Annotated in this window: 16 protein-coding genes and 4 tRNA genes; 5 read left to right on the top strand and 15 right to left on the bottom strand. The window is 60.1% G+C overall.

Translation table 11 applies throughout. The features are described 5' to 3' along the window. Positions 1-55: 55 nt before the first annotated feature. From rplA to ACLI1M_RS01730, 7 genes are all read right to left on the bottom strand, one after another. A complete protein-coding gene (gene rplA, locus ACLI1M_RS01760; RefSeq protein ID WP_411706644.1) occupies positions 56-760 on the bottom strand; it encodes a 50S ribosomal protein L1 in 705 nt (234 codons plus the stop codon). A gap of 68 nt (positions 761-828) precedes the next feature. Beyond that, positions 829-1272 (bottom strand): 50S ribosomal protein L11, encoded by a 444-nt coding sequence (gene rplK, locus ACLI1M_RS01755; RefSeq protein ID WP_005327961.1) that lies wholly within the window; start codon positions 1270-1272, stop codon positions 829-831. A gap of 172 nt (positions 1273-1444) precedes the next feature. Beyond that, complete coding sequence (nusG, locus tag ACLI1M_RS01750) at positions 1445-2386, bottom strand: transcription termination/antitermination protein NusG (RefSeq protein ID WP_248099164.1); 942 nt, start codon at positions 2384-2386, stop codon at positions 1445-1447. A 126-nt stretch (positions 2387-2512) separates the two neighbouring features. Next, complete coding sequence (gene secE / locus ACLI1M_RS01745) at positions 2513-2845, bottom strand: preprotein translocase subunit SecE (protein ID WP_023020522.1); 333 nt, start codon at positions 2843-2845, stop codon at positions 2513-2515. Positions 2846-3068: 223 nt separating this feature from the next. Then, a tRNA-Trp gene (locus ACLI1M_RS01740) sits at positions 3069-3141 on the bottom strand. Positions 3142-3280: 139 nt separating this feature from the next. Continuing rightward, positions 3281-3352, bottom strand: a tRNA-Met gene (locus ACLI1M_RS01735). A 37-nt stretch (positions 3353-3389) separates the two neighbouring features. Then, positions 3390-3465 (bottom strand) — tRNA-Thr (locus tag ACLI1M_RS01730). 439 nt (positions 3466-3904) lie between these two features. Between ACLI1M_RS01730 and deoD the strand changes: the two genes are divergently transcribed. From deoD to ACLI1M_RS01710, 4 genes are read left to right on the top strand one after another with little or no spacing between them, the layout of a single operon-like run. After that, positions 3905-4630 carry a purine-nucleoside phosphorylase gene (gene deoD / locus ACLI1M_RS01725; protein ID WP_200288289.1) on the top strand — a complete coding sequence of 242 codons (726 nt, stop codon included), beginning with the start codon at positions 3905-3907 and terminating at the stop codon, positions 4628-4630. Positions 4631-4645: 15 nt separating this feature from the next. Further along, on the top strand, positions 4646-6013 hold the full coding sequence (locus tag ACLI1M_RS01720) for an MFS transporter (protein WP_411706643.1): 1368 nt from the start codon (positions 4646-4648) through the stop codon (positions 6011-6013). Between the two features lie 10 nt (positions 6014-6023). Beyond that, on the top strand, positions 6024-6671 hold the full coding sequence (gene deoC / locus ACLI1M_RS01715) for a deoxyribose-phosphate aldolase (protein WP_239208171.1): 648 nt from the start codon (positions 6024-6026) through the stop codon (positions 6669-6671). Between the two features lie 3 nt (positions 6672-6674). Beyond that, complete coding sequence (locus tag ACLI1M_RS01710; RefSeq protein WP_248099168.1) at positions 6675-8252, top strand: phospho-sugar mutase; 1578 nt, start codon at positions 6675-6677, stop codon at positions 8250-8252. On the opposite strand, the gene ACLI1M_RS01705 is transcribed toward ACLI1M_RS01710, so the two are convergent. The 3 genes from ACLI1M_RS01705 to ACLI1M_RS01695 all read right to left on the bottom strand — a co-directional run bounded on the left by ACLI1M_RS01705 (position 8249) and on the right by ACLI1M_RS01695 (position 10519). Then, positions 8249-8833, bottom strand: coding sequence for a DUF2335 domain-containing protein (locus ACLI1M_RS01705; protein WP_200288293.1), 585 nt, complete (start codon positions 8831-8833; stop codon positions 8249-8251). The genes ACLI1M_RS01710 and ACLI1M_RS01705 overlap by 4 nt on opposite strands. Positions 8834-9326: 493 nt before the next feature. Next, positions 9327-9408, bottom strand: a tRNA-Tyr gene (locus ACLI1M_RS01700). 106 nt (positions 9409-9514) lie between these two features. After that, positions 9515-10519 (bottom strand): polyprenyl synthetase family protein, encoded by a 1005-nt coding sequence (locus ACLI1M_RS01695; RefSeq protein ID WP_316327557.1) that lies wholly within the window; start codon positions 10517-10519, stop codon positions 9515-9517. Between the two features lie 98 nt (positions 10520-10617). Here ACLI1M_RS01695 and ACLI1M_RS01690 point away from each other — a divergent pair, with 98 nt between their 5' ends. Continuing rightward, positions 10618-11907 (top strand): geranylgeranyl reductase family protein, encoded by a 1290-nt coding sequence (locus tag ACLI1M_RS01690; protein WP_411706642.1) that lies wholly within the window; start codon positions 10618-10620, stop codon positions 11905-11907. Between the two features lie 20 nt (positions 11908-11927). Here ACLI1M_RS01690 and ACLI1M_RS01685 read toward each other — a convergent pair whose 3' ends face one another. The 5 genes from ACLI1M_RS01685 to ACLI1M_RS01665 are packed head-to-tail and all read right to left on the bottom strand — an operon-like array spanning position 11928 to position 16786. After that, positions 11928-12617 carry a demethylmenaquinone methyltransferase gene (locus ACLI1M_RS01685; protein WP_023020512.1) on the bottom strand — a complete coding sequence of 230 codons (690 nt, stop codon included), beginning with the start codon at positions 12615-12617 and terminating at the stop codon, positions 11928-11930. Between the two features lie 11 nt (positions 12618-12628). After that, positions 12629-13828: a glycosyltransferase family 4 protein gene (locus ACLI1M_RS01680; protein ID WP_239208776.1), complete on the bottom strand. Its 1200-nt coding sequence runs from the start codon at positions 13826-13828 to the stop codon at positions 12629-12631. A gap of 60 nt (positions 13829-13888) precedes the next feature. Then, complete coding sequence (locus ACLI1M_RS01675; protein WP_239208774.1) at positions 13889-14359, bottom strand: DUF3592 domain-containing protein; 471 nt, start codon at positions 14357-14359, stop codon at positions 13889-13891. Next, positions 14360-15982 (bottom strand): 2-succinyl-5-enolpyruvyl-6-hydroxy-3-cyclohexene-1-carboxylic-acid synthase, encoded by a 1623-nt coding sequence (gene menD, locus ACLI1M_RS01670; protein WP_411706641.1) that lies wholly within the window; start codon positions 15980-15982, stop codon positions 14360-14362. Between the two features lie 57 nt (positions 15983-16039). Continuing rightward, a complete protein-coding gene (locus ACLI1M_RS01665) occupies positions 16040-16786 on the bottom strand; it encodes a hypothetical protein (RefSeq protein ID WP_411706639.1) in 747 nt (248 codons plus the stop codon). Positions 16787-16804 lie beyond the last annotated feature (18 nt).

The raw sequence follows: 16804 nt of genomic DNA, 5'->3' as shown, positions 1-16804 counted from the left end.
CTTCGAGGAATTGCCTCGAAGCCCTTTAGCCTTAAACGCAGTGCGTCAGAACTGCTTAAGCGGTGTAATCCTTGACCACGGAACCGTCAACCGGGATGCCCGGGCCGGAGGTGGTGGAGATGGTAGCGCGCTTGATGTAAATGCCCTTAGCGGAAGAAGGCTTCAGGCGCTGGATCTCATCCATGAGTGCGCCGTAGTTCTCAGCCAGCTTCTCAGCATCGAAGGAAGCCTTACCGATGATGGCGTGCAGGTTAGCAGCCTTATCAACGCGGAAGGAGATCTTGCCGCCCTTAACCTCAGAGATTGCCTTAGCAACGTCTGCGGTAACGGTGCCGGTCTTCGGGTTCGGCATCAGACCACGTGGGCCCAAGACGCGGGCAACGCGGCCAACCTTGGCCATCTGATCCGGGGTTGCGATAGCAACGTCGAAGTCGATGTTGCCCTCGTTGATCTGCTCGATCAGTTCAGCGGTGCCGACGATGTCAGCGCCAGCTTCCTGAGCGGCGGTAGCCTTCTCGCCCTCAGCGAAGACAGCAACGCGAACGTCCTTACCGGTGCCATTAGGCAGGGAAACGGTGCCGCGAACCAGCTGGTCAGCCTTGCGCGGGTCAACGCCCAAACGGAAGACAACATCAACGGTGGCGTCGAAGTTCTTGGAGGAGGTCTTCTTAGCCAGCTTGGTGGCCTCGATCGGACGGTACAGGCGGGACTTATCTACCAGTTCCGCAGCGGCCTTATAAGCCTTAGACTTAGTGCTCATTTAACAATTCCTTTTCTGGATTGGTGTGGTGTTCGGCGGGCCGTAGCTGGCCCTACCACATAAAGTTTTTACTTCTCCGGTGCGCCATCAACGGTGATGCCCATGGAGCGGGCGGTACCGGCGATGATGCGAGCGCCGTTCTCGATGTCACGTGCGTTCAGGTCCGCAAACTTGGTCTCTGCGATTTCCTTGCACTGGTCCCAAGACACAGAGCCGACCTTGTCGGTGTGTGGAACGCCGGAGCCCTTCTTGATGCCAGCGGCCTTCAGCAGCAGCTTAGCTGCCGGCGGGGTCTTCAGCTTGAAGTCGAAGGAACGGTCCTCGTAGACGGTGATCTCAACCGGAACCACGTTGCCACGCTGGTTCTCGGTAGCGGCGTTATAAGCCTTGCAGAACTCCATGATGTTGACGCCGTGGGCACCCAGTGCCGGGCCAACTGGCGGTGCCGGGTTAGCGGCGCCTGCCTCGATCTGCAGCTTGATGAAGCCAGATACCTTCTTCTTAGGAGCCATCGAATTACCTCTTTCCTGTGTTACCGGGATAGCCGCCACGATGAATAACGGGATCCCGTCCGGATGCTCACCTTCAGTGGGCCACCGGAGGATGAAACGTTTTTCTTATACGCACGCCCAAGGCGCACGGCGTTCTAGTTTAGAACACCGTGCGCCCTGCACAAAATCACTTTTAGGAGATGCGCTCGATCTCGGTCGGCGACAACTCCACTGGGGTCTCGCGGCCAAAGATGGATACCAAGCCCTGCATCTTGCCGGTCTCTGGGTCGATCTCGGAAATGGTGGCGGAGACTGCGGCCAGCGGGCCGGACAGGATGGTCACTGCCTCGCCTACCTCGAAGTCGTGGGCGTACTTCTTTGCCACTTCCTTTTCTGGCATGGCCACGACCTGCTCGCCCTCGGCCTCATTCGGGGCGGCATCGCCCTTGGTGGACGGTGCTTCGTTCGGCATCAGGAATTTAGCCACATCGCGGGTCTTAACCGGGGTGGCGTTGCCCTCGTTGCCCACGAAGGAGGTCACACCAGGGGTTTCACGGATGACGGACCAAGCGGCGTCATTGAGTTCGGCGCGGACGAGGACGTAGCCCGGCAGCAGCTTGCGCTTCACAATCTTCTTCTTGCCGTCCTTGTTCTCGAGCACCTGCTCAATAGGAACGACAACCTCAAAGATAGAGTCCTCCACCTCGAGGGTCTGGGCACGCATGTCCAGGTTGGTCTTTACCTTGTTTTCGTAACCGGAGTAGCACTGAATGATGTACCACTGGCCCGGCTGCTTCTTCAGCTCGCGGGTAAACGCACGCAGGCGCTTGCGGTAGGCGGCGTCTTCGGACTCATCCTCGCCAGCCTCTGGAGCTGCGGTCTCTGCCGCTCCTTCGGCCTCCGCCCCCTCGGCGTCGGCCGCTGCCGTTTCCGGTGCCTCGGCTGCCTCAGCAGGCTCAGCTGCGGCGTCGGTGGACTCTGCTGCTTCTTCTGCTGCGGGCGCGCTTGGGGTAGCGTCCTCCTGCTGTGCTTCTTCAACGGAGCTAGCGTGCTCTGCCGCCTGCTCCTGCACGTTGGCCTGCATAGCCTCCTCGAGGGAAGTGCCTACGGTTTCGACGTTATTCTCGTCGCTCATGATTCTTACTCCAAAAATTCCTCGGCGCGTTGCGTAGGACCAGCCTACCCGCCCGCGTATGGGCAAAAAGTATCCCGCCGTTCCTTCAGCGGAAACAGCGGGATAAAAGATTATGCGGCTATCTTACTAATCAGAGAGAACCTGCTCAACTCCGAGACCAGCCAGAGCGTCCACGCCCCACACCAAAACGGTCATGACGATGAGGAACGCAAAGGTAATGAGGGTGTACTGCAGCATCTCCTTAGCGGTCGGCCACACCACTTTCTTCATCTCAGTTGCCACCTCGCCAGGGAAAGCGGCTACGCCACCACCTGGGGTGTCATCGTGATTCTTATCCTCTACGCGGACGACGTGCTTATCGGCGTAATCCGCGGAGGACGTGGTAGCCGCACCAGAGAGCTGACGCTTACCGGTCGGGCGCGGTGCACCCGAATTCTTCGGCTGCTGCTCATCGCTCACAGCTAACCCTCCTTGGGAACTAAATCTAATAGGGCGCTTAACGCGCACCTCCATAACTTTGTCAACCCTAGCAAAGCTTGCACTGCATGAAAAGCTGACCACCGCATTTATAAGACGTGGCCTTGGATACATTGGGCGAGCACAGCGGCGAGCAAGGCTCGACCGGGAAAATATGGCATGAACAAACCCCGCCACCTGAAATCAAGTGACGGGGTTTACTGTGCAGGGGCGACAGGACTCGAACCTGCAACCTACGGTTTTGGAGACCGTTGCGCTACCAATTGCGCCACGCCCCTATTCTTTTATCTCTTAATGCCTCAGCATCAAGCGTTGAAGACCTTACCAGAGCCATAGTTCCAATCTGAAACCAGGCGGGTCTGCAAAGCCTTCAGCGCGGTAATAAAAAAGCGCCCTGCGGGCGCCTTTCTTTCCCGGTAGCGATGGCGAGAATTGAACTCGCGACACAGCGATTATGAGTCGCTTGCTCTACCACTGAGCTACACCGCCATATTCACCTTGGGGAATTTCTTCCTCCGAACATGAATGGAGCCCCCTGACAGAATCGAACTGTCGACCTTTTCCTTACCATGGAAACGCTCTGCCGACTGAGCTAAGGGGGCACATCCTAGCGTTGAACACATCGCTATTTCGTTGTGCTCTCCGTTGCGGACTCCAATAATCTAACCTGCTTGCAACGTTTTACACAAATCGCCACGTCAGAGCGTAAAAATGCATAGACCTTGTGAGGCCTTTTCGCACCTTTTGAATGCTGTTAGAGAAACGGCATGGCAGTCCACCGCTGCGGACTGCTCGGCCACGCTTTTTACCGTGTACCGGCAGCCGTGCGAAGGCATGTGGATTGGGGGGTGTGGGAAAAGGGGCGTCGGCAAGCGTGGCAATGCTTACTGCGTGCAGTGACCTCGGCACGGATGCTGGTGGCTGAGTCCAGTGAGGCTCTCCACAGTTGTTGACCAGCCGCAAATACGGCCATTGACTCGGGGTCCTGAGGGTTTAAGCTTGGTCTATAAAATCCCCCACCCCATACCGAGGAGCGAAGCTATGTCCGCTACCGATATTGCCACCCCACACATCAACCCGCAGGGCGCGCCCATTGCAGAAACCATCTTGCTGCCCGGCGACCCACTGCGCGCACAATTCATCGCCGAAAACTTCCTGGAAGACACCGTCCAGTTCAACGGCGTGCGCAATATGCTGGGGTTTACCGGCACCTATAAAGGCAACCCCGTTTCGGTCATGGGCACCGGCATGGGTATTCCCTCCATCGGCATCTACTCCTGGGAGCTCATCCACAACTACGGCGTAAAGAAGCTCATCCGCGTCGGTTCCATCGGCGCTATGCAGGAAGACATCGAGCTACACGATGTCATCGTCGCCTCCTCCGCCTCCACCGATTCCAATTTCTTGAGCCAGTACAACCTGCCGGGCAGCTACGCTCCGACCGCCTCGTGGAAGCTCCTCAAGGCTTTGGTGGATGAATCCGAGAAGCAGCAGGCACACATTCACGTGGGCAATATCTTGAGCTCGGATATCTTTTATAACTTTGACCAATCCGTCAACGAACGCTGGGCGCACATGGGCGTGCTCGGCGTAGAGATGGAATCCGCAGCGCTTTATGCCACCGCGGCCGAAGCCGGCGTCGACGCGCTGGGGCTTTTCACCGTATCCGACAACCTCGTGCACGGTACCAAGCTTTCCGCCGAAGAACGCCAAACCGCTTTCCGCACCATGATTGAACTCGCGCTGCCGCTTAACGCGCTCGACTAAAAGGACGCCTTCCCCGTGACTACTTCTACTACTTCTGCTTCCCCGCAGGACAAGCGGCCAGGCTCCGCGGTAAACCCCAAGGTTGCCGTCCCCATCCTGCTCTTCGTCTTCGTCTTCTCATTGGTTATTGATAACGGCTTTAAGACGATGACCATGCCGATTGCCCAGGCGCTCGACCTTTCCGTTAAGACCGCCTCCCTGCAGGCTTCCCTCGCCGGCGTCATCATCGGCATCGGCGCCGTGGTCTATGCCGCGCTGGCGGATTCCATTTCCATCCGCAAGCTCATGCTCACCGGCGTCGTCCTCATTGCCGTGGGATCGATCTTAGCCTTCGCCTTTTCTAGCTTCTGGCCCATGGTGCTGGCCGGTCGCCTCATTCAAACCGCCGGCCTCGCCGCCGCGGAGACGCTTTATGTCATTTACGTGACCAAGCACTTGAGCGAGGCCGATCAAAAGACCTACCTGGGCTTTTCCACCGCCGCCTTCCAAGCCGGCCTGCTCATCGGCGCGTTGACCTCTGGCTTTATTTCCACCTATGTCTCGTGGACGGCGATGTTCCTCATCCCGCTCATCCTCATTCTGACCATCCCACCAATCATCAAGCTGGTGCCAGAAGATGAGGCCGTGGAGGGACACCTCGATGTGCTCGGCCTATTTTTCATCGCCGTCTTTGCCACTGGCCTGACCTTATTCATGCAGGAGTTCGACTGGGTATATCTCATCGTGGCTGTCCTCGGCGTGGTGGGCTTTGTTTACCACATCGGCCACGCCAAGTATCCCGTGGTCACCCCGGAGTTTTTCACCAACGGCCGCTACGTGTGGACCATCCTCATGGTCTTCTTCGTCTATTCCACCCAGATGGGCTTCATCTTCTTGCTGCCTTTTGCGGCGCATGACCTGCACGGCATGAATATCGATAAAGCCTCCCTGTTGATGATCCCGGGCTATATCTGCGCCATCCTCATCGGCATCTTCTCCGGAAAGATCGGCACCGTTTTATCCTCCCGCGCCACCATCTACACCGCCTTCGCCTTAGTTGCCGGCGCACTGGTGATGGCCGCGCTTTTTGTGCAACTCCACGTCGCTATTCTCATCGCAGCCATCGTGGCCTTCGCCTCCGGCTTTTCACTGATGTACGCGCCGCTGGTTAATACCGCGCTGCGCAATATCAGCGCCGTCAAGTCCGGCATCGCCATTGGTTTTTATAACCTGACCATCAATATCGCCATCCCGCTGGGCATTGCCTATACCGCCAAGCTGCAGGACCTCGCCAGCTATAACACCGTGCTGTGGATCCTGGCCGCCGTGGCTGCTATTGGCATTGCCCTATACGTAGTTTCTGACCTCAAGATGGCCCGTTCCGAATCCCGCCCAGCCCGTTAAGGAGAAAATTATGACTTCCCGCACCGACGTTGCATCCATCATCGATCACACCCTGCTCAAGCCGGAGGCCACCCCGGAACAATTCCGCGCCCTGGTAAATGAGGCAGCCGAGCTGGGCACCTACTCCGTATGCGTTTCCCCCTCCGCCTTGCCCATCGAGGTTCCTGACTCCCTGCACATTGCCACCGTCGTCGGCTTTCCCTCCGGTGCCGTAAAGCCGGAGATCAAGGCCGCTGAGGCAGCCCGCGCGGTTGCCGATGGCGCCGAAGAGGTGGACATGGTCATCAATATCCCGCTAGCCATTGAGGGCCGCGCCGAGGATCTGCAGGCCGAAATCCAGGCCGTGCGCGATGCCATCCCGGGCAAGGTTCTCAAGGTCATCATTGAATCCGCCGCGCTTTCCGAAGACGCCATTGTCCTCGCCTGCAAGGCCGCTGCAGCCGCCCAGGCGGACTTTGTCAAGACCTCCACTGGTTTCCACCCGGCCGGCGGTGCCTCTGTACATGCCGTAAAGCTCATGCGCGAGACCGTAGGCGATAAGTTAGGCGTGAAAGCCTCTGGCGGCATCCGTACCGCACAGGACGCCCTAGCCATGATTGAGGCTGGCGCGACCCGCTTGGGCCTGTCCTCCTCCGCCAAGATCCTCGAGGAGCTCTAGTCCATGTCGAACGCCGCCGTAGATTATGACTACGCCCGTACGTGGGCCGAGCACGACCCTGATCCGGATACAGCCCGCCGGGTAAACACCTGGATTGAGGAGGGCAATACCGCTGAGCTCGCCTCCGCCTTCGCCGGCCCCCTGGCCTTTGGCACCGCGGGCCTGCGCGCCGCCGTGGGCCCGGGTGAGTCCCGCATGAACCGCGCCGTGGTCATCCGCACCACCTACGGGCTCATCACATGGCTCAAGCAGCAGGTCGATACCCCAGTCGTGGCCATTGGGTGCGATGCCCGTCACGGCTCCGCGCAATTCCAGCGCGATGCGGCTCAGGTCATCTCCGCGGCCGGCGGCCGGGCCCTGGTTCTGCCCGCACAAAACCCCACCCCGCTGACCGCTTTCACGGTACGCAAGCTCAAGGCGGATGCTGGCATCATGGTTACCGCCTCACATAACCCGCCGGCCGATAATGGCTACAAGGTGTACTTGGGCGGCCGCATCGCCACCGGCCCTGCGGAAGGCGTGCAGCTTATCTCACCCGCCGATGCCGAAATCGCGGAAGCCATCGCCGCGGCACCTCATGCCGATGAAATCCCGCTTTCTGCGGCGAATGTCGAGAACGTCGATACCCGCGCCGACTACCTCGACCGCGCGGCACAACTCGTAGGCGAAAGCTCCGATGTCACCATCGCGCTCACGGCCATGCACGGCGTTGGTGCTGCCTTGGGCAAAGAACTTCTCACCCGCTGTGGCTTCCGCGTCTCGCTAGTTCCTGAGCAGACCCAACCGGATCCGGATTTCCCCACCGTCTCCTTCCCCAACCCGGAAGAGCCCGGCGCCCTTGATCTGGGTATCCGCCACGCTGAGGAGATCGGCGCCGATATCCTTATCGCTTATGACCCCGACGCCGACCGCTGCGCCGCCGCCGTACCTACTGCTTCTGGCTCCTGGCGCCAGCTCACCGGCGATGAAACCGGTGCCCTTTTGGGCGACTATCTGGCCCGCCGCGGGGCGACCGGCAATTTTGCCAATTCCCTCGTCTCCTCCCGCCTGCTCGGGCGCATCGCCGCGCACTACGGCCTCGGCCACGAGGAGACGCTGACCGGCTTCAAGTGGATCGCACGAACCCCGGATCTCGCCTTTGGCTACGAGGAAGCCATTGGATTCTGCCCCGATCCCACCGCTGTCCGTGACAAGGACGGCATCGCTACCTCCGTAGTGCTCGCCAGCCTCGCGGCCGAGTGCAAGGCCGCAGGAACCACCCTGCTGGAGCGCTTGGAGGGCATCTATGCCGCCGTTGGGGCCCTGTATACCCAACCGCTGACCTTCCGTGTGGATGACCTCAGCATCATCGCTCAAGCGATGGATAAGGTCGCATCTACCCCGCCCACCGAACTGGCTGGCTCGCCCGTGGCGAAGGTAGAGAAATTCGCCCAAGGATCCAAGTTCTTCACGGACAACGATGACCGCGTCATCGTTCGCCCCTCCGGCACGGAACCGAAGCTCAAGTGCTACCTCGAGTCCCCCGACGCCGACCGCCTCGATGCTATTGCGGCCGACCTGCGCGCCTACTTCGAGATTTAAACCCCTCCCCGCTCCACGCTCTCTAACTGGTCCTTCTGAGATTGCTTAGGGCCAATGAGGGTGCGGACTAGTGGGCTTGCTGCCGCCAGGCCCACCGCCGCAGTACCAACTATCGATTCCGGTGGGTCAAAAAGAACGAGTATCGCCGGTATAAGGATGAGCGCGCCGAAAATGACACCTACGGCCGTAAAGAGCCGTACTTTTGATTCAAATATCGCGTACTCGAAAGATTCTGCTGTAACTTTCCTATCGAGGACAATATCTGCATGAGCGTCCTCCATAATCCGATCGCCTGCGCCCGGCTGAATGTCATTGTGCTGTTTGATTATCTGTGGATGCGGAGTTGGCCCCTGATGCGCCCACACAGCAATTTGGTCGTCAAGGTTAGAAAGTCTATTTACGCCAGGGAGCGCTCCTCCAACTGGTGGGAAATCGCTGCGTTTATTTTCCGGTGCGCCCGATAACTGCGAGTCCGATTGCGCAGATGCGCTTGCTGCGCTGCCTGCGCTACTCGCTGGCTTTGAAATAGGTGAATCTCGTTTACCCCGTCCAGCATCGTTCGGATCTTCTTCATATCCCATATCCTATCGCTAAACCTCATACCTTCATCTCTACAGTGACTTTCTGTGACTGATGGTATGGCTACCGAGCACGCCTGTTTGTACACAGCACCTTAGGAAGGTGTAGTTTGCTGGTCCTGAAGGCCAAAATGAGAGGAGTTAAAGATTACAGAACCCCGCCATTCATCCTTAACAGTTCTGCTAAAGATTGCAGTTGGTATTTCATCATTGCTCTGCCTCGGCTATTTCATTGGCGGTTTGAATGCGGTATACGTTGCCAAGGCCCTGGCGGGATCGGATTCCACCTCATTGCCGGATATTTCTCGTAGGTTAGGAAATGGATTTTTCTACTTCACGGCCGCTGGGATATTCCTAGCTGTATCCCTCATCGGTGCCTATGCGGTGTTCCACAGGGCTCAAAGGTCCCGCAGACAGGAGCCCTGCCGGTAGCACCCGTCTCACGACTGCAGGTACGACGAAACCCCGCAAGCATCTGCTTGCGGGGTTCATTCTGTGCCAGGTAGAAGATTCGAACTTCTGAAGGCAATGCCGGCGGATTTACAGTCCGCTCCCTTTGGCCGCTCGGGCAACCTGGCATGCACTGTGTGGTGCGAGTAAGTACTTTACTACGAACCACCCACCTACCTACAAATCGCCAGCACATAAGGGGAAAAGACGATAGAGGAGGGCGTCGCCAAGCAGCTAGCCCACGCGGCGCACAGTGTAATCCGCCAATTGGCGCAGGGCCTGGCTGGCCGAATTCTCCGGCAGCACGGCGAGCTGCTCCTCTACCACGCGCAAGTAGGCAGTGATGTCCTCCAGCGCCTTCTGTCGGCCGCCAGATTGGCGCAGGAGCTCAATGGCACGCTCCACCTCGGCGTCGGAATGCAGCGGCCCAGTGAGCAGCTCACGCAGCTTATCGCCCACCTCACCCTCTTCTTCCAAGGCATAGAGAACCGGCAAGGTAAATACGCCCTCGCGCAGGTCCGTGCCCGGGGTCTTGCCGGATTCCTTAGGGTCGGAGAAGATGTCGATGACATCGTCCACAATCTGGAAGATCATGCCGATGGCACCACCAATGCGGTGCAGGGCTGCGGCATGCTCGGCCGAGGCACCGGAGTGATAGGCGCCCAAGTAGCCCGCAGAGGCAATGAGCACGGCGGTCTTTTCGCGGATAACCGCCGTATAGTGCTCCACGGCATTAGCCTCGCCCGCGCCGATGGTCTCGCGCATCTGGCCGGTAACCAGCTCTTCAAAGGTATCGGCAAAGTGGCCTACGGTGTGGGTATCCAGCTCGCTCATCAGGCGGGAGGCATGCGCCAAGAGCGCATCGCCGGCGAGGATGGCCACGGAATTATTCCACCGCGAATTCGCGGATTCCACGCCCCTACGGCGGTCTGCCTCATCCATGACATCGTCATGATAAAGAGTGGCCACGTGCACCATCTCCACGACGGTGGCGGCCTTAACAACCTCTTCGCAGCCCGGACGCGAACCATACTCGGAGGCCAATAGCGCCATCATAGGGCGAAAGCGCTTGCCACCGGCCTTGGACAGGTGGCTGACCTTATCCTTTAAGAAGTCCTGGCCGCGGTCGATTTCACTGCGCAGCTTGTCTTCTACTGCTTCCATGCCCGCACCAATGCGCTCGTTGAGCTGCGGATCACCAAGATCCACGTGCGTGGCATGCGATTGACCGTGAGTCATTAAATAGTGTTCCTTGCAACTAAAAGCCAGAGATAATCGATTACCTACCGTAGTCCAATCCGCGCCCCTAAACACACTCGAGGGGGCGAACTCATGCAATGATAGTCCTCATGTCGGAGCAGATCGATTCCCAAACCTATGTCGAGGTCGCCATCATTGGCGCTGGACCTGCCGGAGCCGCCGCCGCGATTCACGCCGCACGCGCGGGCTTTGACACCCTCCTTATTGATTCCGCGACGTTTCCCCGCGATAAAACCTGCGGTGACGGTCTCACACCGCGCGCGATGCATCAGCTCGACGAGCTGGGCCTTAAGGTCAACGCCTCCTACCGCAATCGCGGCCTGAAGCTGCACGGATACGGCGGCGATATTACCGCGCCGTGGCCGAAGACCTACCCTTCCCAGGTGGGTACGGCCCTGCCACGCTATCGCTTTGATGCCCTGCTTGTCGACGCCGCCGTAGACGCCGGCGCCACCCTTATCACCGGCACCCCCGCTACCGATCCCATGCTCGAAGGAAACCGCGTGACGTCTTTCCGCGTGGGCGAAGCCACCGTACACGCCACGTGGGTCATTGTGGCCGATGGCGTGCGCTCTACCTTTGGCAAGAAACTTGGCCGCACCTGGCACCGCGAGGAAGTCTATGGAATCGCCGCACGCTCCTATGCTTCTTCCACGCATGCCGATGAGCCCTGGATGCACTCCCACGTGGAGCTTAAAGACGAAGACGGCGAGGTGCAGCCGGGCTACGGGTGGATCTTCCCGCTCGGCCTTGAGCTCGGCCAGGTCAACATCGGCCTTGGCGCGCTCTCGACCGCGCAGCGCCCCGCCAAGATCAACACCAAGAAGCTGCTCGAGTTCTACGCCGCCCAGCAGCGCCCCGAGTGGGGACTAGGGGGGATTGAACACGTCACCTCTGCTCTACTGCCCATGGGCGGCGCTGTTTCCAACGTGGCCGGTGCCAATTGGATGCTCATCGGCGATGCCGCCGCCTGCATCAACCCCCTCAACGGCGAAGGCATCGATTATGGCTTGGAGACTGCCGCGCTTGCCGTGGATCTACTCGGCCCAAAGGATTTCACCCTCGCCTGGCCAGCCGTCCTGCGCGAACATTACGGCGAATCCTTCCTCCTCGCCCGCACGGCCGCGCGCCTTTTGACCTACCCGCAGTTCCTCCCGATTGCCGGTCCGCTGGCCCTGCGCGGGCCCATCGGCCGCATGCTCATGCCGGCCGCCGCTCGCCTGATGGGAAACCTCATTACTGACGATGACCGCGACCTTATCGCGCGCACCTGGCGCGCTGCTGGCCGCACCGTATCGTCTCTCCGCCGCGATACTCCCCTGTGGGATTCCACCGCGGCTTGGTCCCCGTCCCCCTCATGTCTCTAGGCGTGGGCCCAGGCCCGCACCTAGGCGGGCTTGACCGCCGAGTGCAGCGCCACGATGCCAAAGGTAAGGTTCTGCCAACCAGCCTCGGCCCAGCCATTGCGATTGATAGCCGCCGCGAGCTCCTCTTGCCCCGGCCATGCACGAATGGACTCCGCGAGGTAGATATAGGCATCCGGATTAGAAGAAACCACGCGCGCCACCGGCGGCAACAGGCGCATTAAGTATTCCTTGTACACGGTGCCAAAAATCGGCACCACCGGGGTGGAAAATTCCGCCACCGCTAGACGCCCGCCTGGCTTGGTCACGCGCGCCATTTCACGCAGCCCGAGCTCAAAGTCGTGGATATTGCGCAGTCCATAAGAGATGGTCACCGCATCAAAAGTATTATCCGCAAACGGCAGCTTCATGCCATCGCCGGCCACCTTGGGTACGTCACGCTCACGGCCAGCGGCCAACATCCCGCGGGAGAAATCGCACGCCACGCACCACGCACCGGACTTGGACAATTCCACGGTGGATACGGCGGTGCCGGCCGCAAGATCGAGGACCTTCTCCCCCGGCTGTAGGTTTAGTCGCTCGCGGGTACGCTTGCGCCAGTGCGCGTCCTGCCCGAAAGACAAGACGGTATTGGTGAGGTCGTACTTCTCGCCCACGGCGTCAAACATGCGCGCCACATCGAAGGGCTTTTTATCCAGATCTGCCTTAGACACAAATGATCAGTTTAGGCCACGCGGGCGCCGAGGGCACGAGCCGCCCACCGCGGCAGCTCCGGGCGCTGCCCCAGAATGGTCAGGGGCACCCGGCGGGTATCCTCCAGCACCTCTTCGTAATAGCCCACGAGCTGCTCGCACAGCGCCTTCCACGTCTTGGAAGAAATGGACTCGCGGGCATTATCGCGCATCTCCTGATGGATCTCTGGATTGAGCAGCGCATCCACCGCATTGGGGAGGTCTTCCACAAAGGTCTTCACGTCCAACAAAAGCCCGTTATAGCCCTCCTCAATGAGGTCTACCGGACCACCGGCACGCGGCCCAATGGTCGGCACGCCGGAGGCCTGCGCCTCTTGGATGGACTGGCAGAAGGTCTCAAACTCACCGGCATGGACAAAAACGTCCAGGGAGGCATAGGCCGCTGCTAGTTCTTCGCCGGACAGAGCGCCAGTAAACACGGCCCCAGGAAGCTGGGCTTCCAATAGGGGCCGCTCCGGCCCATCGCCCACGATGACCAGCTGGATATCTTCGCGTCCATTGAGCGCCGATAACCGGTGCACACCCTTTTCCGCAGCCAAACGCCCAACGAAGCCGACGATATTCTTCGTGCCGCTCGGCTCCCAGCTGCGGCGCAGCTCAGCAGAGCGCTTGGATGGGTGGAAAAGCTCCGCATTCACGCCGCGTCCCCAATGGCGCACGTTTTTAATGTGGTGCTTTTCCAGATCCCGGATGGTCAGCGAGGACGGTGCCAGGGTCATCTGGCAGGAGTTGTGGATGGTGCGCAGCCACTCCCAGACGCCATAGGCCAGCGCGGAAGCATGGTATTTGGTGGCGAAACCGGCGACGTCAGTCTGGTACAGCGCCACGGCCGGCACGCGTTGCTGACGGGCGGAGAAGGCACCTGCCGCGCCGAGTACGAAGGGGCTGGCTAGGTGGATGATATCCGGCTTGAAATCACGCAGCGCCTCATCCACCGCCGTTGTAGGAACTCCCACCGGAAGCGAATCCACCAGCGGCACGCGCACGGTGGGCACGCGGTAGATGGGGAATCCGAGGTAGTCCGGAATTTCCTCTTGGCCTTCGCGGGCGCCCGGCGCGATAACAATGGCCTCCTGCCCCGTCTCGTGCAGATGCTCCAAAACGCGCAGCACTGAGTTGGTCACACCATTGACATTGGGAAGGAAGGATTCAGCCACGATCGCAACACGCATGCCACCATAATGACCTATTTTCTTAAGTTAATGGTGAAGCTAGTGGAAAATCTTGGTTAATTATTTCTCCGCACGGCGGGTAAAGAAGCTAATCAGCTTCCACAAAGCGGCCGCAATAAGTGTAGCCACCACCCCTACCGAAGCCGCTGGGATGATAGCCAGCGTCCACTTACGGCCTTCTACCTTGACCAGATCAGGGTCATCGAGGGCGTATTGCACCCACACCTGCTGCCCCTCACCCAGGCCGCTGGGATAAAGCAGCCCGTGCTTCGGGGTGTGGTAAATCCCCTCACTGTCTTGGAAATCCACCGTGGTGCGCAGCATTCCCACGTCTTTGACCGTGGCCAGAGCACGCGCGGGATGGGCGGCGATGGCGTGATCATTAAGCGCCGGTCCGATGACCATGCCTACCGCACCCACGAGTGCGGCCAGATACAACGCCAGCGTCAGCTGGTGCAGGCGGCGACGATAGACCGCAGCCGTATAGCGCGGCACCACGGCTGCATGCGGTTTATGCTGCGGCGAAGCCACTTACTGGCCCACCTTTGCGGTCAACTTCTCAGTGAGCGCCCGGCGCGTGGCACGGGTGGTCTTTGCTTCCACGATGGTGATACCGGTGGAGTATTCCTTAAGTTCCGCCAGCGTATCCAGCAGCTCCTGCGGGGTAGTGACCTCGCGGTAGTCTGCCTCGTAGGCTTCTGCCAGCTTGCCGACGTCCACCCCATGCGGCGTCCCAAACGCCGGCTCGAATGACGCGCGCAGCGCATCGGCCCCCTGCTCAAGGGTCTCGAAGATGCCGCCACCATTGTCATTGGCTACGACGATAGTGAGGTTTTCCGGCCGCGGTTGGTCTTCCGGAATGAGCAGGCTATTCGCATCATGCAAGAAGGTGACATCACCCATCAGCGCCATAACGCGTGGGGCACGCCAATTGGTGGGATCCAGCGATTGCGTGGCCAAGGAAATACCGATGGCCTGGGCAATGGTTCCGTCAATACCGGCCGCCCCGCGCGGCGAGTACGTATCGACACCGTCGAAGGGCAGGCCCACTAATGCAGCATCGCGCACCGGGTTCGAGGCGCCAAGGACCAGGGTGTCGTTGACGGAGAGCGTATCGCCCACCGCGGCCGCCACGTGCAGCCCGGTAAATCCCAGTTCCTCGTCCTCAAGAGTCTCGCGCACGGCTTGCCCCGCCATGTCGGTAGCACCCTCGCAGATCTTCATCCACTCGCGGCTCGGCTCGCCGGTGACCTTGACGGTGGTGCCAAGGCGGGCGTCCTCACCACGCTGGTTGGTGAAGTCCTTGGTGCGCGAGAGCACCACCAATTCAATATCCGGATCATTCATCAGCGCCAGCACACCGCGGTGCAGCGTCGGATGCCCGACGACGATGACCTGTTCCACCTTGGTATTGACCACATAATCGTTCGCGGAGACCTGCGCCTTGCGGAAGATATGCGCCGCCGCTGGATGCACCGGATGGTACGGGCCCGGCGCGCTTGGCTCTGCGATGGTCGGCACGTCTTCTAAGCCTTCTACCTCCCAGGCTTCATCACCGGCAATGACCAGTGTGTTCTTGCTCAAGTCCACCGCTACTTCGCCGTGGTCCACAAAGGACGGTGCAGGCTCGCGCACGCCGTCGCCGGAGGTACGGGCGGGCAAGGCGGCGTCGACAAGCGGGGCATCAAAAGCCACATTGATGTGTACTTGCAGGTCTGCGCGGAAGCGCTGGGACATCGCCTCCAGATCAGCTGCGCTGGTGACCTGGGTGGTATCCGCATAGACGCCAAAGATGCCCTGCTGCTCGATGGTCTGCGATGCCCCCGTGCCCACCAGGCGCTCCGGCCGATCCGCGCTAATGATCGCCAGCGGCGTATGGGAATAGTGTGCCTCCACCACGGCCGGCAGGGTATTGGCCACGGCAGTTCCCGAGGTCATCACCACGCCCACGTGGCGGCGCTGCACTCGCGCCATGCCTAGGGCGGTAAACGCTCCCCCGCGCTCATCGAGGCGGGTGTGAACGCGGATATCATCACGTGCTAAAAGCGCCAACGACAGCGGCGCGTTGCGCGAACCAGGGCACAAGACGACATCCGTGAGGTGGCGCGCCAGTTGGGCGGCTACCTTCTCAGCCAACTGCATCGATTCATTCATGCCGCCCGATTTTACCTGCCCGCGCGCCATTTCCCTTACCGGGCAGGTGGCTGGCACTTAGTTCTGAGTGCCCTGCTGGCCAGCCGGCTGCTCGCCGCCGCCCAGGAGGTCATTGAGGAGGCCCTCTACGTCCACATCGGCACCTTTATCCAGCTGGTCTTGCACCTCTGGCGGTAGTTCGGTCGGAATATCGGAGGGCAGCTCATTTTGGAAATCCGGCAGCTTCGGTAGCTTATTGGAATTTTCATCCTGCGTATCCGGCTCATTGGTCTGCGTCACGGTAGTGGGAACCTGCGTGGTCAGTGTCTCCGTCACGGGCTCTGGATCCGGCTTATCTGCCTCGTCCGCGGCATTGCGCCACAGGAAAAACAGCACGGCCGCAGCCAGTACGGCTAGCACCGCAATAGCCGCGAAGACGCCGGCCATGGCGCCGCCACCGCCGCTTTTCTTTTTCCGCTTTTCCGGCTGGTCCGGATCATAGTTCGACGGCACCGGCTCGTACTCGGGCTGCTGCGCGTATTGCTGGCCATATGCCTGCCCGGCCGGCTGCTGATAGTTCTGGCCGTAGCTTTGCTGCTGACCGTAGCCCTGCTGGTAGCCGGCGGCCGCATCGAATTGACGCGTCTCATTCTGCGGCTGCTGCTCGCCTGGGAAGTACTGCTTGGGGTGCTCGCGGCGCGCGTGGTCGCGGCTGGAGCCGGCGGCATTATCGGGCACGCGGCCTATCTGGCGCGTGGCATCATCCGCCGGGCTGGACCAGCTGCGGGTTTCATTATTATCGCCATGAGGGCCTTTAGTAGTCATACCCTCTACCTCTACCCC

The sequence above is a fragment of the Corynebacterium sp. LaCa54 genome (assembly GCF_046717495.1).
Taxonomy (GTDB): Bacteria; Actinomycetota; Actinomycetes; order Mycobacteriales; family Mycobacteriaceae; genus Corynebacterium; species Corynebacterium kefirresidentii.
This window is presented reverse-complemented; position numbering and strand designations above follow the sequence as displayed.